At 70.9% G+C, this 24150-nt stretch carries 20 protein-coding genes; 9 read left to right on the top strand and 11 right to left on the bottom strand.

From position 1 onward, the window contains the following. Positions 1-4: 4 nt before the first annotated feature. Positions 5-550: a DUF402 domain-containing protein gene (locus ABEA33_RS10505; RefSeq protein ID WP_345526719.1), complete on the bottom strand. Its 546-nt coding sequence runs from the start codon at positions 548-550 to the stop codon at positions 5-7. A 37-nt stretch (positions 551-587) separates the two neighbouring features. Here ABEA33_RS10505 and ABEA33_RS10500 point away from each other — a divergent pair, with 37 nt between their 5' ends. Continuing rightward, on the top strand, positions 588-1952 hold the full coding sequence (locus ABEA33_RS10500; protein WP_345526718.1) for a threonine/serine exporter family protein: 1365 nt from the start codon (positions 588-590) through the stop codon (positions 1950-1952). On the opposite strand, the gene ABEA33_RS10495 is transcribed toward ABEA33_RS10500, so the two are convergent. Further along, positions 1949-2785 carry an SDR family NAD(P)-dependent oxidoreductase gene (locus ABEA33_RS10495; RefSeq protein ID WP_345526717.1) on the bottom strand — a complete coding sequence of 279 codons (837 nt, stop codon included), beginning with the start codon at positions 2783-2785 and terminating at the stop codon, positions 1949-1951. The genes ABEA33_RS10500 and ABEA33_RS10495 overlap by 4 nt on opposite strands. After that, a complete protein-coding gene (locus ABEA33_RS10490; RefSeq protein ID WP_345526716.1) occupies positions 2782-4326 on the bottom strand; it encodes a flavin-containing monooxygenase in 1545 nt (514 codons plus the stop codon). Before ABEA33_RS10490 ends, ABEA33_RS10495 begins: the two co-directional genes overlap by 4 nt. Before the next feature lie 49 nt (positions 4327-4375). On the opposite strand from ABEA33_RS10490, the gene ABEA33_RS10485 reads away from it, so the two are divergent. Next, the gene (locus tag ABEA33_RS10485; protein ID WP_345526715.1) at positions 4376-4987 is read left to right on the top strand and encodes a TetR/AcrR family transcriptional regulator; all 612 of its coding nucleotides are present in this window, start codon (positions 4376-4378) and stop codon (positions 4985-4987) included. On the opposite strand, the gene ABEA33_RS10480 is transcribed toward ABEA33_RS10485, so the two are convergent. Further along, positions 4988-6448: a sensor histidine kinase gene (locus ABEA33_RS10480; protein WP_345526714.1), complete on the bottom strand. Its 1461-nt coding sequence runs from the start codon at positions 6446-6448 to the stop codon at positions 4988-4990. Next, positions 6445-7155 (bottom strand): response regulator transcription factor, encoded by a 711-nt coding sequence (locus ABEA33_RS10475; protein ID WP_345526713.1) that lies wholly within the window; start codon positions 7153-7155, stop codon positions 6445-6447. Before ABEA33_RS10475 ends, ABEA33_RS10480 begins: the two co-directional genes overlap by 4 nt. A 117-nt stretch (positions 7156-7272) precedes the next feature. On the opposite strand from ABEA33_RS10475, the gene ABEA33_RS10470 reads away from it, so the two are divergent. After that, positions 7273-7587 carry a hypothetical protein gene (locus ABEA33_RS10470; protein ID WP_345526712.1) on the top strand — a complete coding sequence of 105 codons (315 nt, stop codon included), beginning with the start codon at positions 7273-7275 and terminating at the stop codon, positions 7585-7587. An 88-nt stretch (positions 7588-7675) separates the two neighbouring features. Here the strand turns inward: ABEA33_RS10470 and ABEA33_RS10465 are convergent, their stop codons facing one another. Next, positions 7676-9187: an FAD-dependent oxidoreductase gene (locus tag ABEA33_RS10465; RefSeq protein ID WP_345526711.1), complete on the bottom strand. Its 1512-nt coding sequence runs from the start codon at positions 9185-9187 to the stop codon at positions 7676-7678. Between the two features lie 65 nt (positions 9188-9252). Here ABEA33_RS10465 and hrpA point away from each other — a divergent pair, with 65 nt between their 5' ends. From hrpA to ABEA33_RS10440, 5 genes are all read left to right on the top strand, one after another. Then, the gene (hrpA, locus tag ABEA33_RS10460; protein ID WP_345526710.1) at positions 9253-13023 is read left to right on the top strand and encodes an ATP-dependent RNA helicase HrpA; all 3771 of its coding nucleotides are present in this window, start codon (positions 9253-9255) and stop codon (positions 13021-13023) included. 10 nt (positions 13024-13033) lie between these two features. After that, complete coding sequence (locus ABEA33_RS10455; RefSeq protein WP_345526709.1) at positions 13034-13630, top strand: hypothetical protein; 597 nt, start codon at positions 13034-13036, stop codon at positions 13628-13630. Positions 13631-13780: 150 nt separating this feature from the next. Further along, positions 13781-14245 (top strand): type II toxin-antitoxin system PemK/MazF family toxin, encoded by a 465-nt coding sequence (locus tag ABEA33_RS10450; RefSeq protein WP_345526708.1) that lies wholly within the window; start codon positions 13781-13783, stop codon positions 14243-14245. Between the two features lie 59 nt (positions 14246-14304). Continuing rightward, entirely contained in the window at positions 14305-15675 is a 1371-nt protein-coding gene (locus tag ABEA33_RS10445) for an ABC transporter substrate-binding protein (RefSeq protein ID WP_345526707.1), read from the top strand. Positions 15676-16050: 375 nt separating this feature from the next. Further along, a complete protein-coding gene (locus ABEA33_RS10440) occupies positions 16051-17304 on the top strand; it encodes an HNH endonuclease signature motif containing protein (protein ID WP_345526706.1) in 1254 nt (417 codons plus the stop codon). A 3-nt stretch (positions 17305-17307) separates the two neighbouring features. Here ABEA33_RS10440 and ABEA33_RS10435 read toward each other — a convergent pair whose 3' ends face one another. The 3 genes from ABEA33_RS10435 to ABEA33_RS10425 form a co-directional block, all read right to left on the bottom strand. Beyond that, the gene (locus ABEA33_RS10435; protein ID WP_345526705.1) at positions 17308-18705 is read right to left on the bottom strand and encodes a serine hydrolase domain-containing protein; all 1398 of its coding nucleotides are present in this window, start codon (positions 18703-18705) and stop codon (positions 17308-17310) included. 296 nt (positions 18706-19001) lie between these two features. Further along, positions 19002-20312, bottom strand: coding sequence for a ribonuclease D (locus ABEA33_RS10430; RefSeq protein WP_345526704.1), 1311 nt, complete (start codon positions 20310-20312; stop codon positions 19002-19004). Between the two features lie 4 nt (positions 20313-20316). Beyond that, positions 20317-20955 carry a DUF3000 domain-containing protein gene (locus ABEA33_RS10425; RefSeq protein ID WP_345526703.1) on the bottom strand — a complete coding sequence of 213 codons (639 nt, stop codon included), beginning with the start codon at positions 20953-20955 and terminating at the stop codon, positions 20317-20319. A 70-nt stretch (positions 20956-21025) separates the two neighbouring features. Between ABEA33_RS10425 and hemE the strand changes: the two genes are divergently transcribed. Next, positions 21026-22069 (top strand): uroporphyrinogen decarboxylase, encoded by a 1044-nt coding sequence (gene hemE / locus ABEA33_RS10420; protein WP_345526702.1) that lies wholly within the window; start codon positions 21026-21028, stop codon positions 22067-22069. Here the strand turns inward: hemE and ABEA33_RS10415 are convergent. Both ABEA33_RS10415 and ABEA33_RS10410 read right to left on the bottom strand, forming a co-directional pair. After that, positions 22066-23052, bottom strand: a complete 987-nt coding sequence (locus ABEA33_RS10415) for a DUF4349 domain-containing protein (RefSeq protein ID WP_345526701.1) — start codon at positions 23050-23052, stop codon at positions 22066-22068. The two genes, hemE and ABEA33_RS10415, sit on opposite strands and share 4 nt — an antisense overlap. A 13-nt stretch (positions 23053-23065) precedes the next feature. After that, the gene (locus ABEA33_RS10410) at positions 23066-24010 is read right to left on the bottom strand and encodes a LysR family transcriptional regulator (RefSeq protein ID WP_345526700.1); all 945 of its coding nucleotides are present in this window, start codon (positions 24008-24010) and stop codon (positions 23066-23068) included. Between the last annotated feature and the right edge of the window lie 140 nt (positions 24011-24150).

Raw genomic sequence — 24150 nt, 5'->3', positions numbered from 1 at the left:
CAGGTCACGGCGCGAGCAGGTCCCCCAGTCGGGCGAGCCAGGCGGCGGCACTGTCACCGTCGTACGGCGGCCGCCGGTCCAGGACCTGTGCGTGCACGAGGTCGCACGACCTCATCGCCCCGCGGGAGACGTCGTCGGGGTAACCGAACCGGGCTCGGTGGTCGGCGAACTCGTCCTCGTCGTCGATCCACACCCGCCCGGTCGGTCCGCAGAGGACGTCGAGGTCGAGGTCGATCGCCCGCACCACCGCGCCGTCCCAGACCGGCGGCGAGGTGATGTCGACGTACACGCGCAGCGGCCCGCCGGCGTCGTGGAAGGTCGCGAGCCAGCCGCGTCCGACGTCGGGCCCGGGCGCGGGTACGAGGCCGAGCTGGTTCGTCCCCGCGACGTACGTCGCGCCCGGTCGGGTCATCGTGGTGCCCGCTGCGATGCCGAGCCAGTCGCCGTGGTCGTCACTGCCCAGGAAGCGGCAGTCGAACTCCCAGTGCGGCCGGTCGCCCCACTTGGTCATGACGACGCGGACGGCGTCGCCGGGGTTCGGTGGTGCCACGTGCGTTGTCTACCACGGGGCTGCCACGATGGCGCCCATGCTGGAAGCACGCGAGCTCAACCTGACCCTGGACTTCTGTCTCCGGGTCGGTGAGCTGCTGCTCTCGTCGGGAGCTGGCGCGGCGGACGTCACCGCCGCGATGCAGTCGCTGTCGTGGCAGCTCGGCGCCCGCAACCCGGAGGTCGACGTCACCTTCACCCAGCTGTCGATGAGCTATCAGGCCGATCCCGAGGAGCCGGCGTACGTGCTGATCCGGCAGGTGAAGCACCGCGACATCGACTACGAGGACCTGACGCTCGTCGACCACCTGACCCGCGACGTGCTCAACGGCGACTGCGACCTGAAGGAGGCGCGCAACCGTCTCGGTCGGATCGTGTCGTCGGGCCACATCCTGCCGCGCTGGGCGGTCAGCCTCGGCTGGGGCGTGATGTGCGCGGGCGTCGGACTGCAGCTCGGCGGCAACCTGCCGGTCGTCGCGATCGCCTTCGTCGCCGCGGTCAGCATCGACCGGCTGCAGCTGGTGATGTCGCGGCGTCGGCTGCCGGCGTTCTACCGGCAGGTCGCGGGCGGCGGCGTCGCGACCGCGATCGCGGTGCTCGCGGCGGCGGTCGCGGAGGCGACGCCGCTCGACCTGGACCCGTCGCTGGTCGTGACCGCCAACATCGTCATGCTGCTCGCCGGGATCGGCTTCATGGGCGCGCTCCAGGACGCGCTGTCCGGGTTCTACGTCACCGCGGGAGCACGGCTGACGGAGGCGCTGCTCGCCACCGCGGGCATCATCGCCGGCGTCAGCGGTGGCCTCACCTTCGGCCAGGTGATCGGCGTCGACGTCGGCCAGATCGACCCCGGTCTGGGCGGGGACCTCGAGGGCGTGCCGGTCATGGCGCTCGGCGCCGCCATCTGTGCCGCGGGCTTCGCGTTCGCGTCGTACGCGCCTCGGCGCAGCTTCGTCCCGATCGGCCTGATCGCCGCCGCAGCGATGACGATCACGCAGTCGATCACCATCGGCGGGTTCGGACGCACCTGGCCGACGGCGTTCGCGGCCGTCTTCGTCGGCTTCATCAGCTACGGCATCGCCGCCAGGCTGCGGATCCCGCCGCTGGTCATCGTGGTCTCCGCCGTCGTGCCGCTGCTGCCGGGACTTTCGATCTACCGCGGCCTCAGCCTGCTGACCGAGGGCGGCACGGAGACATCCGAGGGACTGCTGGCGCTGATCACCGCGGCGTCGGTCGCGACCGCGCTGTCGGCGGGCGTGATCCTCGGCGAGTACGTCGCGCAGCCGGTGCACCGCGAGGCGCAACGGCTCGAGAGCCGCCTGGCCGGTCCGCGCCTGGTCGGCCCGCTCCGGGGGCGTCCGACCCACGCCGGCCGGCGTGAGCGCCGCAAGCGCCAGGACTCCTAGACGATCTTCGTCGGCGCGATCTTCTTGGCGCGGTTGGCGAAGACGTCCTGGTAGCGCGAGCCGAGCAGCTTCGCGAGCTGGTGGACGGCGTGAGCGTCGATCCCGACCAGCACGCGGGCCTTGTCGGTCTCGACGCCCTTGAGGATGATCTCGGCCGCTCGTTCGGGAGCCATCCGGGCGAGCTTCTTGTCGAAGAACTTCGCGCTCTCGACGCCGTCCTCCTGGTCGGAGTAGCGGGCGTTGCGCGCGATCGCGGTCTTGATGCCGCCGGGGTGCACGACGGTCACCCCGACCGGGTGACCGGCCACGAGCATCTCCTCGCGGACCGCCTCGGACATCCCGCGTACGGCGTACTTCGCGGCGTTGTACATGCTCTGCCCGGGCATCGAGACCAGCCCGAAGAGCGACGAGATGTTGACCAGGTGGCCGTCGCCGGACGCGATCAGGTGCGGCAGGAACTCCTTGGTGCCGTGTACGACCCCCCAGAAGTTGATCCCCATGATCCAGTCCATGTCGGGGTACTCGAGGTCGACCAGGTCCCCGGCGAGCGCCACCCCTGCGTTGTTGACCACCAGATTGACCCGACCGAAGTGCTCGACGACCACGGCGGCGTACGCCGTGAACGCGGCGCGGTCGGCCACGTCGAGGTGGTCGGAGCGCACCTCACGAGCGCCGGCGTTCTTGACCAGGTCGACGGTCTGCGCCAGGCCGTCGTCGTTCACGTCAGACAGTGCGAGCCGTGCTCCCTTGCCGGCGAGGTTGACGGCCAGCGCGCGGCCGATGCCTGATCCGGCGCCGGTGATCACGGCGACCTTGCCGTCGAAGCTCTTCATGCGGGGACGTCCTCTCGGCTCGGGGCGTTGGTGCGACGTACGTCGTAGGCGTCGGCGTCGAACCTGGCGAGCTGGCGTCGGAAGGTGACGGTCGACTTGGGCCACAGGGTCGTGTTGCGACCGTGCTCGTCGAGGTACCAGCTCTGGCAGCCACCTCGGGTCCACACCGTGCGCTTCATCCGGCGCTGGAGATCGGCGTTCCACCGCTTGGCGGCGCGCGGCCGCGGCTCGACGGATGCCCAGCCCCGGGCGCGCATCGTGCGGATGGCGTCGCGGACGTAGGCGACCTGCGACTCGATGATGAAGACCATGCTGGTGTGGCCCTGGCCGGTGTTGGGGCCGACGAGCATGAAGAGGTTGGGGAAGCCGGGCACGGTCGTGCCCTTGTAGGCCGCCATGCCGCTCTCGCGCCAGGTGTCGGCGAGCGTGCGTCCACTCGTGCCCCTGATGTGCTCGGTCACGGGCAGCTCGGTCGTGTAGAAGCCGGTCGCCACGACAATCACGTCGACCGGTCGCTCCACACCGTCGGCGGTGACGATCGCGTCGCCGGTGACCTTCGCGATCCGGTCGGTCACGAGCTCGGTGTTGCCGGCCGCGAGCGCCGGGTAGTAGGTGTTGGACCGCAGCACCCGCTTGCAGCCGAATTCGAAGTACGGCGTGACCTGGGCGCGCAGCGCCGGGTCCTTGATGCCCTTGGCGATGTTGGCGGCGGCCGCCTTCTTCGCCGGTGCCGCCATCTTCGGCTCGATCGTGAACGCCGGCACGTAGCCCTCGTGGGCCCAGTAGATGCCGGTCCGGTAGAGCCTGCCGAGCATGGGGATCCGCCGCAGCGCTTGTCGCTCGAGCTTCCCGTAGACCCGGTCGTTGCGCGGGATCACCCACGGCGCGGTGCGCTGGTAGACGTCGAGGTGACCGCCAGTGGATTGCAGAGCCTGCTGCATCTCGGGCACGATCTGGATCGCTGAGGCGCCGGTGCCGATCACGGCGACCCGCTTGCCGGTCAGGTCGACGGAGTGATCCCAGCGGGCCGAGTGGAAGAGCTCTCCCTGGAAGTCCGCGATGCCCTCGAGGTCGGGGAGGCGCGGTTCGGAGAGGCCGCCGGCCCCGAGGATCAGGGTGGTGGCGGTCAGGGTGCGAGAGCCGGTCGGCCCGGTGACCTGCACGGTCCAGCGACCGGATGCCTCGTCCCAGGCGGCGTCGTCGAAGCTGGTGTCGAAGTGGAAGCGGTCCAGTGTCCCCGACCGCTCGGCTACTCCGCGGATGTACTCCTGGATCTCGGCGCCGGGGGAGTAGGAGCTGCTCCACTCCGGGTTGGGCGCGAACGAGAACGAGTAGAGCTGGCTCGGTACGTCGCAGGCCGCGCCCGGATAGGTGTTGTCGCGCCAGGTGCCGCCGACCTCGGCGGCCTTCTCGATGACGAGGAAGTCGCGCTCCCCGTCCTCCTGGAGCTTGATCGCGGCGCAAAGTCCCGCGAATCCGGCGCCGACGATGAGATGGTCGACGTGCTGGCCGACCTGCGCGCCAACCTGCGGTGCAGTCATGCGCCGACCGTACTTCCGTTATTGAACGACCGTCAATAGAGTGAGGACCGTGACCACCACCCCCCGCACCCGGCTCTCACCGGAGCAGCGTCGTGAGCAGCTGCTCGACCTCGGCGTGCGACTGCTGGCGCACCGCTCCCTGGACGAGCTGTCGATCGACCTGCTCGCCGAGGAGGCAGGCATTTCGCGTGGCCTGCTCTACCACTACTTCGGCAGCAAGCAGGCCTTCCACGAGGCCGTCGTACGTCACGCCGCTGACGACCTGATCGCGCAGACCACGCCGCCGACCGACGGTGAGCCGCTGGAGCGACTGCTCACGTCGGTGAGGGCGTACGTCGACTACGTGGTGGCCAACCACGAGGGCTACGTCTCCCTGGTCAAGGCCGCCGCCGGTGGCAACGAGAGCCTGCGGGCGATCTACGAAGAGGCCAGGGCAGCTCTCAACAGCCGGATCTTCCGCGAGGACGCCGTCGCGGATTCTGGGGAGGGCGAGATTGTCCCTGACACTCCGGCGACCCGCCTCGTCGTGCGCGGCTGGTCGGCGATGACCGAGGAGCTCGTGCTCGCCTGGATCGACGACCCTGGCGGCGTCACTCGCGACCAGCTGCTCGCGATCATCGCGGGCTCGCTGCGCGCCGTCGTCGAGGCGATTCCGGACTAGCTAGCCCGCCAACGTGACGTCCACCGTGGTGTCGCCGGGGACTGACCGGAGCGTCACCCGGCCGCCGTGCGCGGACACGATCGCGTCGACCAGCGCGAGCCCGAGGCCGACGCCCATCTCCTGGCCGCGGGTGCGAGCGGCGTCGCCGCGGGCGAACCGCTCGAAGGCGTGGTCTACCAGGTCCGGCGGGAAGCCCGGGCCGTCGTCGTGGACGGCGAACCCGCCGCGGCGTACCGACACCGTCACCGTGGTGCCGTCCGGCGTGTACTTGCGGGCGTTGGTGAGCAGGTTGGTGATGACCTGGTGCAGTCGCAGCTCGTCGCCGGTGACGAGGGCGGGGCAGTCGATGAGGTCGTCGGGGATGTCGACCCGCCACCGGTGGTCCGGGTCGATCACACGCGCGTCGGAGACCGCTTCCACCAGCAGGCGGGTGAGGTCGACGGGCTTGCGCTCGAGCGGGCGGCCGGCGTCGAGGCGGGCCAGCAGCAGCAGGTCCTCGACCAGCGAGGTCATCCGTCCCGACTCCTCCTCGACCTTGTCGAGGGCGGTCCCGAGCATCGCGGCGTCGTCCGGTCGCCGGCGGGCGAGCTCGGTGTAGCCGGCGATCGTCGCCAGTGGAGTGCGCAGCTCGTGCGAGGCATCGGCGACGAACTGCCGCACCTGCTGCTCGCTGCGGTGTCTTGCTGCCAGCGAGGTCTCGACGTGCTCGAGCAGGGTGTTGAGGGCCGAGCCCACCTGGCCGACCTCGGTGCGCTCGTCGGTGAGGTGGTCGGGGACTCGCTCGGTGAGGTCGATCTCGCCCTCCGCGAGCGGTAGTTCGGCGACGGTGTGCGCGGTCGCCGCGACCTCGCGCAAGGGACGCAGCTGGCGGCGTACGACGAGCAGGGCTGCGCCGGCGCTCGCCAGCACTGCCATGCCCGCGAGCAGGGCCTCCCACCAGATCAGGTTGGCGACGACGTCATCGACGTCGGCCGTCGGGAGTCCGGCGACGACGGTGCCCTGTTCGTTGACCAGCACGCGATAGCTGCCGACGCCGTCGAGGTCTACCTGCCGCGGCTCCTCGTCCGACGGGAGCGCCGCGAGCTCAGCGAGCGCGTCGTCCGACAGTTGGACGTCTCCGATCGTCCCGTCCTCCTGCTGGCGCGTCACCCAGCCGAACCACGGAGGGTCGTAGTCCTCGAAGTGGTAGGCCGTCAATCCACCCGGCGCGAAGCCTGGTCGCTCCTGGAACTGACGGGCGTTGCCGGCACCGTCAGGGGAGGGCAGGTTGCCTCCGATCGGCGGCCGCTCGGCGCGGACGAGCGCTGAGGCGACGTCATGGTCGAGCTGGTCCGTGAGATAGCTGCGGACCGCGAACGTAGTCGCGGTCCCGATGAGCACCGACACCACCAGGACCAACAGGACCGTCGTGACGACCAACCTGGAGGTCAGCGACGCGAAGCGGTCGCGGACCTTGGTCACGACGCCGGCTTCAGCACGTATCCCGCACCGCGCATGGTGTGGATCATCGGCTCGCGACCGGCGTCGATCTTCTTGCGCAGGTAGGAGATGTAGAGCTCGACGATGTTGGCCTGGCCGCCGAAGTCGTAGTTCCAGACCCGGTCGAGTATCTGGGCCTTGCTCAGCACCCGGCGCGGGTTGCGCATCAGGAATCGCAGCAGCTCGAACTCGGTCGCCGTCAGCATGATGTCCTGCCCGCCGCGGCGTACCTCGTGGCTGTCCTCGTCGAGCTCGAGGTCGCCGACGGTGAGGACGGACGACGTCACCGCCTGCTGGGCGCCGGCCCGGCGCATCAGGGCGCGCAGCCGGGCGACCAGCTCCTCGAGCGAGAACGGCTTGGTGACGTAGTCGTCGCCGCCGGCGGTCAGGCCGGCGATCCGGTCCTCGACGGCGTCGCGCGCGGTGAGGAAGACGACCGGGAGGTCGGGCTGGGTGGCGCGCATCCGGCGCAGCACCTCGAGCCCGTCGAAGTCCGGCAGCATCATGTCGAGCACCACGGCGTCGGGCCTCATGTCCTTGGCCGCGGCTACTGCCTTCGAGCCGGTGTGCGCCGCGCGCACGTCCCAGCCCTCGTAGCGCAGCGCCATCGACACCAGCTCGGCGATGTTGATCTCGTCGTCGACGACCAGCACGCGCAAGGGAGTGCCATCGGGGCGGGTCAGGTCCATGGCTGACACCTTGCCGACAGTACTTGTGCCTTTCCTGTGAGCTTCCTGTGGCGAGTTCACGACCTGCTCACCGCCCGCGCACAGGTCCAGCACAGGTCGTCCGGTCACCCTCGGGCCATGACCGAGCAGACCGTGCCTCTTGCGTCCGAGCCTCCGCTTCCGCCTCCGCCTGTCGAGCCGCCGGCGCCGAAGGTGCGCCGCACCCTCGGCCTCCCGGTGGTCGCCGCCATCGCCGTGGCCACGCTGCTGATCGGCGGTCTCGCCGGCGGCATCATCGGGTACGCGGTGCACTCCGACGGCCCCGACAACGACTTCCGTGACGGTGGGCCCGGCCAGCGGTTCCAGCATGGCGGTCCCGGCAACGGCAACGGGATGCCGCAGCCGCCCGCTGGCCAGCAGGGACAACAGCAGGACGACGACACCGACAGCTGATCGGTGGTTGAGGAGGCGGGCCGGTTGCGGGGTCTCGACGACACTCAGGCGCCAGGGCGCCTTCGCTGCTCGACCAGCGGGGCGACGCTCAGGCGGTGATGTCGCGCACGGCGAGCGACGCGAACACCATCGCCGAGCCGAGCGGGGCGCCCGGACCGGGGTAGACGCCGCCGAACACCGAGGCGGCCGAGTTCGACGAGGCGTAGAGCCCGGCGATCGCCGTGCCGTCCTCGCGCAGCACCCGGCCCGAGGCGTCGGTGACGAGGCCGCCCTTGGTGCCGAGGTCGGAGAGCACGAAGCGTGCCGCGAAGTACGGCGGCTGGTCGCATGCAGTGAGTGCTTTGTTGGGTCCGGTGCCGCCGGCGAAGAACGTGTCGTACTCGTCCTCGCCGCGACCGAAGTCCTCGTCGACGCCGGTCTTGCAGAAGCCGTTGTAGCGCTCGACGGTGGCGGCGAGCGCGTCGGTGGGTACGCCGGTCAGGTCGGCCAGCTCGGCGAGCGTGTCGGCCCGCACCCAGGTGCCGGCAGCGAGGTGCTCGGCCGGGTCACCCTCGGGCATCGCGATCGCCGGCAGCCGCCCGCCCTCGCGGGAGTCGAAGACGTACCAGGACGGGATCCGCTCCGGTGCCTTCGCCATCTCGCGGCCGAACCGGTCGTAGGGCAGGCACTCGTTGGCGTAGCGGTTGCCGCTCGCGTCGACCATCAGCCCGGACCGGAACCCGAGCGTGAACGAGCCCCTGCCGTCGGGCTGCTCCAGGCCGGGGCAGAACCAGCCCACGCCCCGGAAGTCGGCGGCCGCGCCGATCGCGATGCCGGCCTCGATCGGCTCGCCGGTGTTGGTCTGGCGAGGCGCCATCGTCCAGGCCACGTCGCCGGGCACCCCGTGCTCGGCACGCAGCGCCGCGTTGCCCTCGAATCCGCCCGCGGCGACCAGGACGCCGCGACGCGCCCGGATCTCGACCGGGCCTTCGGGCGTCATCGCCGCGACGCCGACGACGCGCTCGTCGTCGACGACCAGTCCGGTGACGGGCAGGTTGGTGCGGATCTCACCGCCGGCCGCGGCGTGCAGCGCGGCCAGCCGGGCGATCAGCGCCTGTCCGCCGCTGAGGGTGTTGCGGCCGCCCTCGCCGACCCGGTCGCGCTCGACCGGAGGCCGCACCAGCTCGGCGACCTCGGGAGGCAGCTCCCCACGCTTGATGCTGGCCGGCTGGATGGACCGGCCCATGGCGACCCGGCCGGGGGCGTCGTAGTACTCCGCGAACGGGAGCCACTCGAAGGGCAGCCCCGCCTCCTCGAGCTCGGCCACCAGCTCGGGGGAGTGCGCCAGGAACGCCTCGATCTTGGCGGCGTCCGGGTCCTCGAGGATCGCACCGAGGTAGTCGCGGGCACCTTCGGTCGAGTCGCCGATCCCGGCGCGCTGCTGCACCTGGCTGCCCGGGAGCCAGCAGGCGCCGCCGGAGTACGCCGAGGTGCCGCCGATGAGCGGCGTCTTCTCGACGACGACGGTCGACAGGCCGGCCTTCTGGGCGAGGAACGCCCCGGTCATGGCCCCGCCACCCGAACCCACCACGACGACGTCGTACTCGCGCTCCTCGGTCATGGTCGAATACTAGAACACGTTCTAACTGCAAACCCTGTGGACGGCCCGGGCAGAATGGAACCGCCATGACCGACGAGCTCCAGATCACGTATCCGCCGGAGCTGCCGGTCAGCCAGCGTCGCGACGACATCGCCGAGGCGATCCGAGACCACCAGGTCGTGATCGTGGCGGGCGAGACCGGGTCGGGGAAGACCACCCAGCTCCCGAAGATCTGCCTCGAGCTCGGCCGCGGCGTGCGCGGCAAGGACGGTGGCGGCCTGATCGGGCACACCCAGCCGCGACGGATCGCGGCACGTTCGGTGGCCGAGCGGATCGCGAGCGAGCTGGGCACCGAGCTGGGCGACCTGGTCGGCTACCAGGTCCGCTTCACCGACCGGACGTCGAGGTCGAGCCGGGTCAAGCTGATGACCGACGGCATCCTGCTCGCGGAGCTGCAGCGCGACCGGATGCTCAAGAAGTACGACACGATCATCATCGACGAGGCTCACGAGCGCAGCCTCAACATCGACTTCCTGCTCGGCTACCTCAAGCGGCTGCTGCCGCGGCGACCGGACCTGAAGCTGATCATCACCTCGGCGACCATCGATGTGGACCGGTTCGCCAAGCACTTCGACGCGCCCGTCATCGAGGTCTCCGGGCGCACCTACCCGGTCGAGGTGCGCTATCGACCGTTGATGGCCTTCGACGAGGAGGACGACGAGGGCGAGGTCGTCGTACGTGACCAGACCGAGGCGATCGTCGACGCGGTCAAGGAGCTCTCCGCCGAGGGGCCGGGTGACGTCCTGGTGTTCCTGCCCGGCGAGCGAGAGATCCGCGACACCGCCGACGCGATGAAGGACCTGGTGCGGACCGAGATCGTCCCCCTCTACTCGCGACTCTCGGCCGCCGAGCAGCACCGCGTGTTCTCCTCACACGGTGCGTCGGTACGCCGGGTCGTGCTCGCCACCAACGTGGCGGAGACCTCGCTGACCGTCCCGGGCATCCGGTACGTCGTGGACACCGGCGTCGCGCGGATCAGCCGCTACTCGGTGCGCACCAAGGTCCAGCGCCTGCCGATCGAGCCGATCAGCCAGGCCTCGGCCAACCAGCGCTCGGGCCGGTGCGGTCGCGTCGAGGCCGGCATCGCCGTACGTCTCTACTCGGAGGAGGACTTCGAGGGCCGCCCCGAGTTCACCGACCCGGAGATCCTGCGCACCAACCTGGCCAGCGTGATCCTGCAGATGACCTCGCTCGGGCTCGGCGACATCGCCAGGTTCCCGTTCGTGGAGCCGCCGGACAAGCGCAACGTGTCGGCCGGCGTGCAGCTGCTGGAGGAGCTCGGCGCGCTATCCACCGGAGACGCCCGGCTCACCAAGGTCGGACGCCGCCTGGCCCGGTTGCCGATCGACCCGCGGCTCGCGCGGATGATCCTCGAGGCCGAGCGGCTCGGCTGTGTGCGCGAGGTGATCGTGATCGCGGCTGCGCTGTCGCTGCAGGACCCGCGTGAGCGACCGGCGGAGTTCCAGGCGCAGGCAGACCAGCAGCACGCGCGCTTCAAGGCCGAGGGGAGCGACTTCCTGACCTGGCTCAACCTCTGGCGCTACCTCAAGGAGCAGCAGAAGGAGCTCTCCTCGTCGGCGTTCCGCCGGATGTGCAAGCGCGAGTACCTGAACTACCTCCGCGTCCGTGAGTGGCAGGACTTCGAGTCCCAGCTGCGCCAGGTCGCGAAGGAGATGAAGATCGACGTCGGGCACCCGGCAGACAACCCGGACGCGGACGGGATCCACCAGGCGCTGCTCTCGGGTCTGCTCTCCCACATCGGGCTGCTCGAGGAGCGGGTCTCGACAGGCTCGACCACCGGGAGCGGCGGTGGCCGGCGGCCGATGCGGGAGTACCTCGGCGCCCGGGGCGCGAAGTTCGCGATCTTCCCGGGCAGCGGGCTGGCTCGGAAGCAGCCGCAGTTCCTGATGGCGGGCGAGCTCGTCGAGACCAGCCGCCTCTGGGCCCGGCAGAACGCCGCGATCAAGCCCGAGTGGGCCGAGCGCCTCGCCGGCGACCTCGCCAAGCGCACCTACTCCGAGCCGCACTGGTCCAAGAAGCGCGCCTCCGTGATGGCCCACGAGCGCGTCACGCTGTACGGCGTACCGCTCGTCGCCGACCGTCTCGTCTCCTACGGCAAGGTCGACGTCCCCCTTGCCCGGGAGCTCTTCATCCGGCACGCACTGGTGTACGGCGAGTGGCACACCCGCCACCGCTTCACGGAGACCAATCGGCGCCTGCTGGAGGAGGCCGAGGAGCTCGAGCACCGCGCCCGCCGCCGCGACATCGTGGTCGACGAGCACACGCTCTTCGACTTCTACGACGCCCGGGTCGGCCCTGACGTGGTGAGTGGAGCGCACTTCGACCGGTGGTGGAAGGACGAACGACGGCAGCGTCCCGACCTGCTCGACTTCGACCCGTCGATGTTGACCCACGACGCGGCCGACCAGGTGACCGAGGCCGACTACCCCGAGCGGTGGGACGGAGGAGGCCTCACCTTCCCGATCAGCTACCACTTCGAGCCGGGTGCCGCGGACGACGGACTCACCATCGACGTGCCGGTCGCGACCCTCAACCGCGTCGAGGCCGACGACTTCTCCTGGAACGTCCCCGGCCTGCGCGAGGAGCTGGTCACCAGCCTGATCCGCAGCCTGCCGAAGAACCTCCGGGTCACGTTCGTGCCCGCGCCCAACAAGGCGCGGGAGTTCCTCGCGGCCGTGCCACCGGGGGAGGAGCCGCTGCTCGACGCCCTCGAGCGCTGGTGCCGCTCGACGACCGGCGTCGTCGTGCCCCGCGAGGCCTGGGACTGGTCCAAGATCCCCGAGCACCTGCGCCCGACGTACCGCGTCGTCGACGAGCACGGCCACGAGCAGGCACGCGGCAAGGACCTGGAGGCGTTGAAGGAGCCGCTGCGGCCGCAGTTCGCCGCCGCCATCGCGGAGGTCGCGACCGACAGCGGGCTGGCGCGCACCGGCGAGACGACGTGGGCCTTCGACACGATCGAGGCGTCCTTCGAGCAGGTGCGGGCCGGCCACCAGGTGCGGGTCTTCCCAGCCCTCGTCGACGAGGGCGCGACGGTCGGGCTGCAGGTCTTCGGGTCCGAGGACGAGCAGGAGGCGCGGCATCGGCTGGGCGTACGACGCCTGCTGCTCCTCGCCATCCCCTCGCCGGTGCCGGCGATCCTCCCTGACCTGACCAACGTGGAGAAGCTCGGCCTCGCCGGGTCGCCGTACCCGAACGTCTCCGAGCTGCTTGAGGACTGCCGCGCCGCGGTCGTGCAGGCCGTAGTGGATGCCCGACCGGTGGTGCACGACCGGGCGTCGTACGACGCTCTGCTGGCCGAGGCGCGGCGCGACCACGAGGCGCACCTACGCGCCACGATGGCCGACGTGATCCGCGTGCTCGGTGCATGGCGGCAGGCGGAGAAGGCGCTGAGCGGTCGCGCCGAGATGCTGATGCTGCCCGCCCTCACCGACATGCGCGCGCAGCTCGCTCGACTGGTGCACGCCGGGTTCGTGGGCGAAGCCGGCGCGACCCAGCTGCGGCGCTACCCGACGTACCTCACTGCGCTCGAGCAGCGCCGGGAGCGCCTCGACGGCCAGCTCAACCGCGACCGACAGCTGATGGACCAGGTCGCCGACCTCCAGGACGCCTATCTGCACCAGGTCGAGGCGCTCCCGGCCGGTCGGCCGCCGGGGGAGCAACTGCGCCAGGTGCGGTGGATGCTCGAGGAGTACCGGGTCTCGCTGTGGGCCCAGCAGCTCGGGACGCCGTACCCGGTGAGTGACCAACGCATCCGAGGTAGCCTCGCCACGTAGTGTGCAGAGCGTGAACGACCGCCCCCACCACCGCCCGATGACGCCCGGGGCCAACTACTTCGAGGCGCTGGTCGGCGGCACGGACCCGGCCCTGGTCAGCGAGGCGGCCGACCGCGCCGCGCAGCTCCTGGTGCGCGGCACGCGCGCAGCGGACGACGCCGAGGTGTCCGAGCGGCTGCTGCACCTCGCCGACACCGAGGGCATCGAGACCATCGCCGAGGTCTGGTCGGGCTCGCCCGCGGACTCGCTGGCCGGCTGCCTGTGGCGGCTCTACCTGCTGCGCTCGTGGGTGTACGCCGACCCGCTCGCCGTCTCGCGCCAGTTCGAGGCCGGGCAGCGCAGTGCCCAGGTCGCACGGGTGGTCGCGGGAGTGGCGGACCCGCCCGGACCGGAGCAGCTCAAGGCGATGATCGACCAGGTGCTCCGGGGGATCGCGGGAAGTGACTTCGCCGACGTGCTGCTGCGCGCGGCCGCCTTCGCGCGGGTCGTCGCGGCCGGTCGGGCCTCGTTGAGCGACCCCACCGACGCGGAGGTGCAGCGGATGCTGCTGCTCTCCGAGCAGCTCGAGGAAGCCGGACACCTCGAACTGGAACAAGGGCTGGCCTGACCCGGTTAGACTCTCTGAGTACGCCGGACCGCGGCAGCCCCGGGTCCCAAAATTAGCCGCCACGAGCGGCCACGCGCCGTGAGGCGCTCCCGGTCCGGCGTACTTCTTCTTCCGGCTCGCACATCCAGGTCCGAGTCCTACGCTTCGGGCATGCGACTGCTCCGGCGACTCTTCCGCCGCCCTGTCCCGTCCGCTCCCGCCTCGTCCGATCTCATCTCGTCGGATCCCGCTGGCGTCTCGTACGCGCCGCGCGCCGACGGCCGCCCCGACCCCGGTGAGGTCGTGTGGGGGTGGGTGCCGTTCGAGGACGACCCGCAGCAGGGCAAGGACCGGCCGGTGCTGCTGATCGGCGTCCAGGACGGTCAGTTCCTGGGCCTGATGCTCACCAGCAAGGACCACGACCGCGACGCGGCCGACGAGGCCCGGTGGGGTCGGCACTGGATGGATGTCGGCGCGGGCGGGTGGGACCGGCAGCGCCGGCCCAGCGAGGTCCGGCTCGATCGGCTGATCCGGCTCGACACGTCCGCCGTACGGCGTGAGGGTGCGGCGCTGGACCGTGTGACGTTCGACCGAGTGGTGGCTGCTGCGAGCCGGTTCCATCCGCTGGGTCGCTAGGGTGGGCGGCGCCCGGGACTGCCCGGGCGCGCCTATGAGTACGGGTCTGAGGAGGTCTGGTGAGGGTTACCCGGGGACTGCTGGCGTGCGTTGCCGTGGCGTCGGTGTTGGCCACCGCCGCCTGCACGGACGACTCGCCGGACGACCCGACTCCTCCCACCCCGAGCCCGAGCTCGACGGCACCTCCGGACAAGCTCGTGTTCGGTGTCGTGGGGCCGCGCGACGTCCAGCGGGCGTTCCGGGCCACCGTCGATGCCTGGAACCTCGACCCCGACTCCACCGACGTCACCATTGAGAGCTGGCCGACCCAGGCCGCGATGCGCGCCGACATCGAGGGTGGCGCGGCCGTCCCCGACATCTTCATGTCGTCGCGGTCCGACCTGTCGTGGCTGCTCGAGAACGGCTACACCCAGCCGGTCGACGAGCTGCTCGACGAGCGCGGTGTCGAGTTCGGCGACACCTACTCGCGCGACGCCCTGCAGGCGCTCAGCACCGACGACCACCTGCAGTGCATGCCGTACGGCGTTACGCCGAAGGTCATCTACTACAACAAGCGGCTGGTCAACTTCGACCGGATGCGCAACCGCGGCCTGGACGCGCCCGACGAGGAAGCGACCAGCTGGTCCTTCGACCAGTTCACCGCCGCGGCGGAGTTCGCCAGCCGGCCGGCCCGCGGGTCCAAGGGCGTGCACATCGCGCCGACGATCGACGGACTGTCGCCTTTCATCCTCTCCGGTGGTGGCACTGTCTTCGACGAAGCCGACCCGCCGACGTCGCTCGCGTTCTCCAGTGACAGCAGCAAGGACGCACTCGAACGCACCCTCGAGCTGCTCCGCAACCCGCAGGTGACGCTCGACGAGTCCCAGCTCGACCAGGCGGCGGCCTTGCGGTGGTTCCTGCGTGGCAAGCTCGGCATGATCGCCGGCGACCGCTCACTGACGCCGATCCTGCGCCAGAAGAACAACCTCGACTTCGACGTGATGCCGATGCCGAAGCTCGACGGCGCCGCGACCGTCGGCGACGTGACCGCCTTGTGCATGTCGGCGCAGACGGCGAGCCCTGCCATCGCCGCGGACTTCATCGTCCACGAGGTCTCCTCCGACTGGGTCGGCCTGGTCGCGAGTACCGGCTACCTGCAGCCCGCCAACGTCGAGGTCGCGCTCGCCGACGACTTCCTGCAGCCCGGCCGCCGCCCCGAGCACGCCACGTTCTTCAACTCCAGCGTCCGCTCGATGGTGGAGCCGCCACTGATCGACACCATGCCGGAGCTCGAGGAGACCGTCGCTCCGAGCCTGGAGCAGATGGTCTATGGCGTCGGTGTCCTCGACCTCGACGCGATCACGACCCAGATCGATGACGAGTCCAAGCCGGTCCTCGACCCCGAGTCGGCCGCGGACGCCCCCAGCCCGTCGGAGTCACCTTCGGAGTAAGCACCCGGTGGTTGAGGTGTGAGGGCCGCCAGGCCCGCGGTGAGTGTCGGGGTGTGCTGGTTCGTCGTCCTTCCGTACGGCGCCATGGTGCGGCTTCCGCCGGTGGGGTCAAGGGTTCGCTTCGCCGCTTCGCGCCCTTGACCCCACCGTCTCCAGCCGAGAAGAGCGCGCCTATCGGATGGACGCCGGCCCCCTGGTCGGACCGGTGTGCCGCGTTTGGGCCACGGTGGTTGAGGTGTGAGGGCCGCCGGGCCCGAGCCTCGAAGCCACCACCACCCGGGCCACTTGTCGTCCACAACGCTGCTTGCGGCAGCGTTGTCCACGGGCCGACGGCGCCGGGATGCGGACATCGGTGGGAACGGGTTGGCTGGACCCATGACCGCGATGACCACACCTCGCCACCAGGTGGCCTCGGCGACCGCGCACCTGCGCCACATCGTCGACACCCTGGTCGACGCGTCGGTGTGGTCGATGGATGCTGCCGAGACCGCATCGACTTTGGTGGAGCTGACCCGCCTCGAAGCGCAGGTCGCCGAACTGCGGTCCCGGGTCGCGGCGCACGCCGACGAGCTGCAGGTCGGCCAGGAGGTGGGTGCCACGTCGACGGCGAACTGGCTCGCGCACACGGTGAAGGAGACCCGCCCGGCGGCTGCGCGGACGGTGCGGTTGGGCTACGACCTGGCCACGCACGACCTGGTCCGTGCCGCGTTGGCGCGCGGGGATCTGCGGGTCGAGCAGGCCCAGGTGATCATCCGCGCGGTCAAGGACCTGCCCGAGGACCTGGACCCGGACCTGGTGATCAGAGCCGAGCGGCACCTGGTCGCCGCGGCGCAGGAGCACGACGCCCGCACCCTGAGGATCCTCGGCCACCGGCTGCTCGAGGTGGTGGCACCCGAGCTGGCCGATGCCCACGAGGCCGACCTCCTCGAGAGGGAAGAGGCCAAGGCGGCCCTGGCGGCCCGGTTGACGATGACCGACGACGGGCACGGCAAGACCTACGGACGGTTCACCCTGCCCACGGCGCAGGCCGCCAGGTTGCGGAAGATGCTGCTGGCGATCGCCGCCCCCAAGCACCAGGCCGCGACCCACGGTGCGGGCGCAGGTGTGGAACGCCGGCCGGGGCCGGAGCGGCTGGGGAGGGCGTTGGCCGAGCTCATCGAACGCATCACCGCCAAGCACCTGCCGAAGGTCGGCGGCACCGACGCCACCATCGTCGTGACCATCGACCTCGACACCCTCACCGGGAAGCTGGCGAAGGCCGGTCTCCTCGACACCGGCGACCGGATCAGCCCGAGGGAAGCACGCCGGCTCGCCTGCACCGCCCGGATCATCCCCGTCGTCCTCGACGGCGACTCCCAGGTCCTCGATGTCGGACGTGCCCGCCGCCTGTTCAGCAAGGCCCAGCTGCTCGCGATGGCCCTCCGCGACGGCGGCTGTGTCGCCGAGGGCTGTGACTGGCCACCCTGGATGTGTCACGCACACCACTGGCAGCGATGGGCCGACGGTGGCGCAACGGACCTCCACAACGGCGGACTCCTCTGCCCGAGACACCACGCCCGAGCCCACGACCCCACCTACGAGCTGACCCGACACCCAGGACGCAAGGTCAGCTTCCACCGACGGCCCTAGAGCTCAGTCGACCCTCGGCGCAGCTCGACCGTCGTGCAGGAAGCGAGCCCGCCCCATGCTGTCGGTGTCGATGAACTCGACGACGCCCGCCATCTCGCCTTCACGGTCGAGCCGCGCGAACCGCCCGCCTTCGACCCTCCGCAGCTCGAAGGTCTCCGGTCGGGAGTCAATGCCAGCGAGCATAGACATCCAGGCTGCTTCGTTGCGCTCCTCTTGGGTGAGCCACAGGCGCCGCTGATCGTCGGTGGAGACCTCGGCGACCCGGTTGCGGAGCTCGTACCTCCCGCAGTAGCGGTCCGGGTCATCGACAGCTGTCTGGTGCGGCACCGAGCCGAGCACCCGCGGTGCGACGCCGGCCAGTTCGCTGAGCAGCTCGTCGCACAATGTACTCACCAGGCCGGTCATGTCGCCGCCATTGCCCAACACTGCGACAGCGACCTGCCGATCCGGCACCAGTCGCAGCATCGCTGCGCATCCTGGGGCGTCGCCGCCGTGCTCAGCCACGCGCCCCGCGGCCGTGAGTCGCCACCCCAGACCCTGGTCCACGGGTCCGCCGAAGGTCGCCGGTACGGCGACTTGAGGCGTCCGCATCATCCGGGCACTCTCAGCCGAGAGCAGCCGGGCTCCCCGCGGTGCCCGACCGTCAGCCAGGTGCATCTGAGCGAACTCGATCAGACCGCGTGCCGGCATGGCGAGCTGGTTGCCGGCGGCAGGGTTGGACAGCGGCAGCACGGCCCAGGTCGGCAGCGTTCTCAACGGCTCGCCCGGTCCGGGACGGACATGGCCGATCGCGGTGCGGAAGCCCATCGCCTCACCAGCATCGAAGGCCACCTCGTCGACGCCGAGTGGATCGGTCAGGTAGCGACGCAGGGCCACGGCGTACGTCGTGCCGCGGAGCGCCTCGACCAGCCGTCCCAGCACTCCGAGACCCGCGCTGCAGTAGGAGTAGGCGCGACCCGGCTCGAGGTACTGGGTGGCACGTGAGACGTGCTCGTCGACGAAGAGCTTCAGTGCGTCGTCATCGGTGGTCGTCGCAGCCCAGAGGTCACCCTCGAAGCCGCCGGTGTGCGTGAGCAGGTGGCGGACCGTGATGCCTGCGCTCGCCGGCCGGTCGGCGGTCCGGAAGCCGGGCAGGTATCGGGTGATGGGTTCGTCCAGGGCGACGAGGTCCTCGTCGACCAGCTGCATCACGAGGGTCGCGGTCCACACCTTCGTGATCGACTGGATCATGAACGGCGAATCGGGCCGCACCTCGACGCCAGTCCGGAGGTTGACCGTCCCCACGGCCGCGTCGACGACCTCACCGTCGGCGAACACCGAGACCGACGCACCCGGGACATCGTGGGCTTCGGCGAGTTCGGCCAGTCGGTGCCGCACTCGAAGGACACTGGTTGCGGCCATGGTGCCCTCCTGGTGCGGATCGCGCTCTCAGGAGCATGCCATCAGACGTCACGTCCACCGACGCTGCTCATCCGATGTCACCCAGCTCGCGACCCGCGTCACCGCCGTGCGCTCACCTGACCGGGCCTAGCCCGATCCACACCTGGCTTGGCTCCCTCCACGCTGCGCTTCCGTCCTCGGGAGGAGACGAGGCGGACCTCGCCGCGCACGGCTTCCAGGTCGACGAGGTGCGCGATGCTCCGGAGCGGCCCGGGAAGGAACTGGTCTTCCTCGCTCGCCGAGTCCAGACCTGACGTTCAGTCGTCGGTCAGGGCGGCGGGAGGTACGACGACTTCGGGCTCGGCGTCGGCGGTGAGGATCGCGTCGACCAGGACCGGGCCGGCGAGCTCGACCTGCCACGGGCGCGCGCCGTACCCGGCGAGCTGGTCCGCGACGGCGGCGGCGAGCGCCTCGGGCTCGCGCGCCTTCGGTGGAGTCCAGAGCGTGCGGCGCAGGTAGTCGGGGGTGAGGACGTTCTCGACGGGGAGGTGGTGCTCCTCGGCGACGGCGGTCAGCGCCTCGCGAGCCAGCACGAGCCGGCGGGCGGCGACGGGGTCCTTCTCTGCCCAGGCGCGCGGCAGCGGTGGCCCGTCACCGCGGGGGGTGCGGGTCGGCAGGTCCTCCTCGTCCATCTGGGCGGCGCGGTTGAGAGCGGCGACCCAGCGGGAGGCGTAGCGGTCGGCACCGCGGCCGTGGAAGCCCTTCGTGGCCATCAGGGCGTCGCGGTCGGTCGGCAGTGCGGTGGCGGCGACCACGATCGCGGCGTCGGGGAGGATCCGGCCGGGCGTCACGTCGCGCTGCTCGGCGATCTCGTTGCGGGTCTCCCAGAGCTCGCGTACGGCGGCCAGCGCGCGTCGACCGCGCACCCGATGCACCCCGGACGTCCGGCGCCAGGCATCGGTGCGTACGGCGGGGACGAAGCTGCGCAGGTAGTCGAACTCCTGGCGGGCCCACTCGTCCTTGCCGGTCTCGATGAGCTCGGCGGCCAGCAGGTCACGCAGCTCGACCAGCACCTCGACGTCGAGCGCGGCGTACTCCAGCCACGGCAACGGCAGCGGTCGGGTCGACCAGTCGACGGCGGAGTGCTCCTTGGCCAGGCGGAAGCCGAGCAGCGTCTCGACCAGGGTGGCCAGGCCGACGCGAGGATAGCCGAGCAGACGGCCGGCGAGCTCGGTGTCGAAGAGTGCGGTGGGGTAGAGCCCGACCTCGTTGAGGCACGGCAGGTCCTGGGTCGCGGCGTGCAGGATCCACTCGGTGCCCTCGAGCGTGCGATGCAGCGGTTCGAGCGACTCGAAGCCGATCGGGTCGACCATGAACGACCCGGAGCCCTCGCGGCGCAGCTGGATCAGGTAGGCCCGCGAGGAGTAGCGGTAGCCGGACGCGCGCTCGGCGTCGATGGCGACCGGCCCGGTGCCTGCAGCGAGCAGCTCGCACATCTCGGCGAGGGCCGGTGGCGTCTCGACCAGCGGCGGCATGCCGTCGCGCAGGGTGAGCATCGGCGGCGGCGCCGTCTCAGGTGTCGTTTCCGAGGGTGGAGCGGGGGTGGTGCCTACTTCTTCGTCGGACATCAGGTCAGCGTCCGCCGCCCCGTTGGCCGCGGCGGCTGGGCATCAGGGCCACGCCGTCGGGCACGGGAGGAAGTCCGGCCGAGGTGCACAGGAGCTCGCCCCAGGCCTCGACGTGGGGAGCGAGGTCGAGCGGCGCCAGATCGGGGGCGTCATCGGGCGTCACCGGCGTCCAGGAGGCGCGGATCTCGATCTGGGCGGTCCCACCTTCGTCGGCCATCCCGCCGAAGCTCTCGGTCGCGACCCGGGTGACTGTGCCCGAGGCGGCGAGGTACGCCGCGCCGTGCTCGTCCAGTGCCTCTGTCAGCCAGGTCCAGCCGACCATCGCCAGCATCGGGTCGGTGATCAGCTCGAGGTCGACCTCGGCGCGGGCGTAGGCGACGCAGCGGAAGGTGCCCGACCACGCCTCGTTGCCGGCGGGGTCGTGCAGCAGGATGATCCGGCCGGTCCCGACGTCGACGCCGTCGACGGTGACGTCGGCGGACAGCGCCGACGCCCACGGGGCGATTCGCTGTGGCGCCGGCATCTCCTCGCAGAGGATCTCCGGGCGCAACCGGGCAGCGTGCATCGTGGCCACGGCCTCACGGAACTCGACCGGAGCCGCGCTCGCACCCGTCGCCGGGTGTGTCTCCTGACCGACCACCATGTGTTCACAGTAGGTCGGTCCGCGCGCTGCGGATGTGCGAACACGCCGACTGACCTGCGAGGCTTCGGTCATGCCCGACCCGCATGACGACCTCGCGAGCAGCGCCTTCCTCAAGGCGGTCCGCGGCCAACCGGTGCCGCACACGCCGGTCTGGTTCATGCGCCAGGCGGGTCGGTCGCTGCCGGAGTACCTCGCCGTCCGCGAGGGCGTGGGCATGCTGGAGTCCTGCATGGACCCCGCCCTGGTGGTGGAGATAACCCTCCAGCCGGTCCGCCGGTACGGCGTCGACGCCGCCATCTTCTTCTCCGACATCGTGCTGCCGCTCAAGGCCATCGGCGTCGATCTCGACATCAAGCCCGGCATCGGCCCGGTCGTCGCGAGCCCGGTGCGCACCCTCACCGACGTCGCGGCGATCCCTGACCTCACGCCTGAGCAGGTGCCGTTCATCACCGCCGCCGTGCGCGAGCTGGTCGGAGAGCTCGGTGGCACGCCGCTGATCGGGTTCGCGGGTGCGCCGTTCACGGTCGCGTCGTACCTCGTCGAGGGCGGTCCCTCGAAGGACCACGCGAAGACCAAGGCGATGATGTTCGGCGCCCCCGACGTCTGGGACGCGCTGATGCGCAAGATCGCCGGCATCTCGGCGGCCTACCTCGAGGTGCAGGTCGAGGCGGGGGCCTCGGCGATCCAGCTCTTCGACTCGTGGGCCGGCGCGCTCACCCCCCGCGACTACCGCGAGCACGTGATGCCGCACTCCGCCCGGGTGCTCGCGCGCGCCGGGGAGCTCGGCGTGCCGCGCATCCACTTCGGCGTAGGTACGTCGAACCTGCTCGGCCTGATGGGGGAGGCCGGCGCCGACGTGGTCGGTGTCGACTGGCGCACGCCCCTCGATGACGCCATCGCCCGGGTCGGCGACCGCTCGGTGCAGGGCAACCTCGACCCGACCCTCGTCTTCGCCCCGACCGAGGTGATGACCGCCCGCGCCGGCGAGATCATCGAGGCGGGGCGCGCCGCTCGCGGCCACGTGTTCAACCTGGGCCACGGCGTGCTCCCCGCGACGAACCCCGACCAGCTCAAGCGGCTGACCGAGTTCGTCCAGGGCTACTCGCTCGACTAGTCGGTCGGCGGCGCCGCCTCGGCGGCGGCGGGAGTCGGCGTACGACGTCGCAGCGACCGCACCAGCAGCAGGGTCGGGACGCCGACCAGCCCGAGCACGACCAGCCATGGCAGCAGCGCTCCGACGGCGGTGGCCAGGCCGACGGCGAAGGTCGACAGGGCGCCCCAACCGGCGCTGAGCCCGGCCACGAACCCGGCGTCGTCCTCGTCCTTCGGCTCCGCCTTCTTGTCCGGGATCAGGTCGATGCTGACCACGATCGTGGACAGCGAGGTCTGGTTGGCGAGGTACGCCGCCTGCTGCTCGAGCGCCTCGAGGTCCGCCTGCCGCTGCGAGAGCTCCGACTCGATCGCCATGATGTCGCGGATGTTCTGCGCCCGCTGGAAGAGCACCGAGATCCGCGCGATGCTGCGCTTCTGCACCTTCAGCCGGGTCTGCACGTCGATCACCTCGGAGGTGACGTCGTCCTGGTTGGTGGTGGCCGACTCCAGCTCGCCGATCTCCTTGAGCTCCTCGACCGCCTTCGGGAAGTCCTCCGAGGGGACCCGCAGGACCATCCTGGTGAACGCCGCCTTGCCGTCGTCGTCGGACTGTGACTTCTCGTCGGTGACCTGCCCGGCATGCTTGTCGACGACCTTCTGCACCTCGATCTGCGCCCTCCCGACGTCGTCGGCGCGCAGCGCCACGTTGCCCTTGCGGATCAGCGCCTGCTCCGGGGCGGTGTAGGTGTCGGACTTCGCGGCGGACTCGGCGGGCTTCCCGGCCGAGTCGCTGTCGGCGGCGGCCTCGTCGGCGAGCTCGGCGTCGACGTCCCCCTCCAAAGCGTTGGCGAGCTCTCGCTGCTGGGACGCGGGGGCCGGGGCGTCGGGGACGCCGGCGCTCGACCCGCCGTCGTCCGAGTCGTCGTTGCCGGAGGCACAGCCGGTCAGGGCGAGCGCCGCGACGAGCAGCGCCGGGATCAGGATGCGGGCGGGTGTCAGGGTCATGTCCGCTCGGACGTCACCGGCTCCCGTTCGGTTCCGACCGATCCGTTCCAGTAGAGCCGTTCCGATGCGCCCGCGCCAGGCTGAGGAGCGCGGTCTCGAGGTCGCGCACCGCCCGCGGCACGTGCTGCTGGCGGCGTTGCCGCAGCACCAGGCTGACCGACGTGCGGTCACCGGCGAGCGGGCGGTAGGTGATCAGCCCGGCGCGCTCCATCGGGTCTCCGACGACGCTGTAGTCCGGCAGTACGGTCGGGCCGAGTCCCTCGGCGACCATGATCTTGCCGAGCTCGGCGCCGTCGGTCGTGTACGAGACCGACGGCATGTCCTGCCCGAAGAGCCGGTGGACGAAGCGGTGCATCAGATAGCCCGCGCGCATCGCAACGAACGGCTCGGCGCGCAGCTGGTCGGGGGTGACCTCGTCGTACGCCGTCAGCGGGTGCCCGGCCGACAGCACCGCGACCGGCCGGCCGTGCACGAGGGTGGTGCTGACGAGGTCGGTCGGCGGGTCGTCGCCGGCGAGCGTGTTGACCAGGCCGAGGTCGAGGATGCCCTCCCGCAAGCCCTGGTCGATCTCGGCCTGCTGAAGGTTGAGGACCTCGACGGTGCTGCCGCTGTGGGTGCCACGGAACTCCCGCACCGCCGGCACCAGCAGGGTCGACGTCGCCGTGCTCACGGTGCCGATGCGGACCACCGGGTGCCCGGCCTGCTGGTCGCCCGCGGCGGTGCGCAGGCGGTCGACGGCCTCGAGCACCTCGACCATGTACTGCTGGAGCTCGCCACCGCGCTGACTGATTCGCGCTCCGGAGCGGCGCCGGTCCAGGAGGGTGACCCCGAGCTCGCGCTCGAGCTTCGTGACCGCCTCGCTGAGCGCCGGCTGCGAGATGTGCAGCTGCTCGCTCGCGCGGCGCAGCGACCCGTGCTGGGTCACCGCCGCGAGGTACTCCAGCTGTTCGATACGCACCCGGTCTCCTCCTGTTGGGGCGTTGTGGAAGGCACTGCCTGTCACCCTCTCGACGGAACCGTCGGCACGGTGACCCGCCTGGCCTTGCATTCCGACTATAAGTCAAGCAATCTGATAGACATAAGCGATCGGCCGGGGAG

Source organism: Nocardioides endophyticus, from assembly GCF_039543845.1.
GTDB lineage: Bacteria > Actinomycetota > Actinomycetes > Propionibacteriales > Nocardioidaceae > Nocardioides > Nocardioides endophyticus.
Note: the sequence above shows the minus strand (reverse complement) of the source record. Positions and strands in the feature narration are given on the sequence as shown.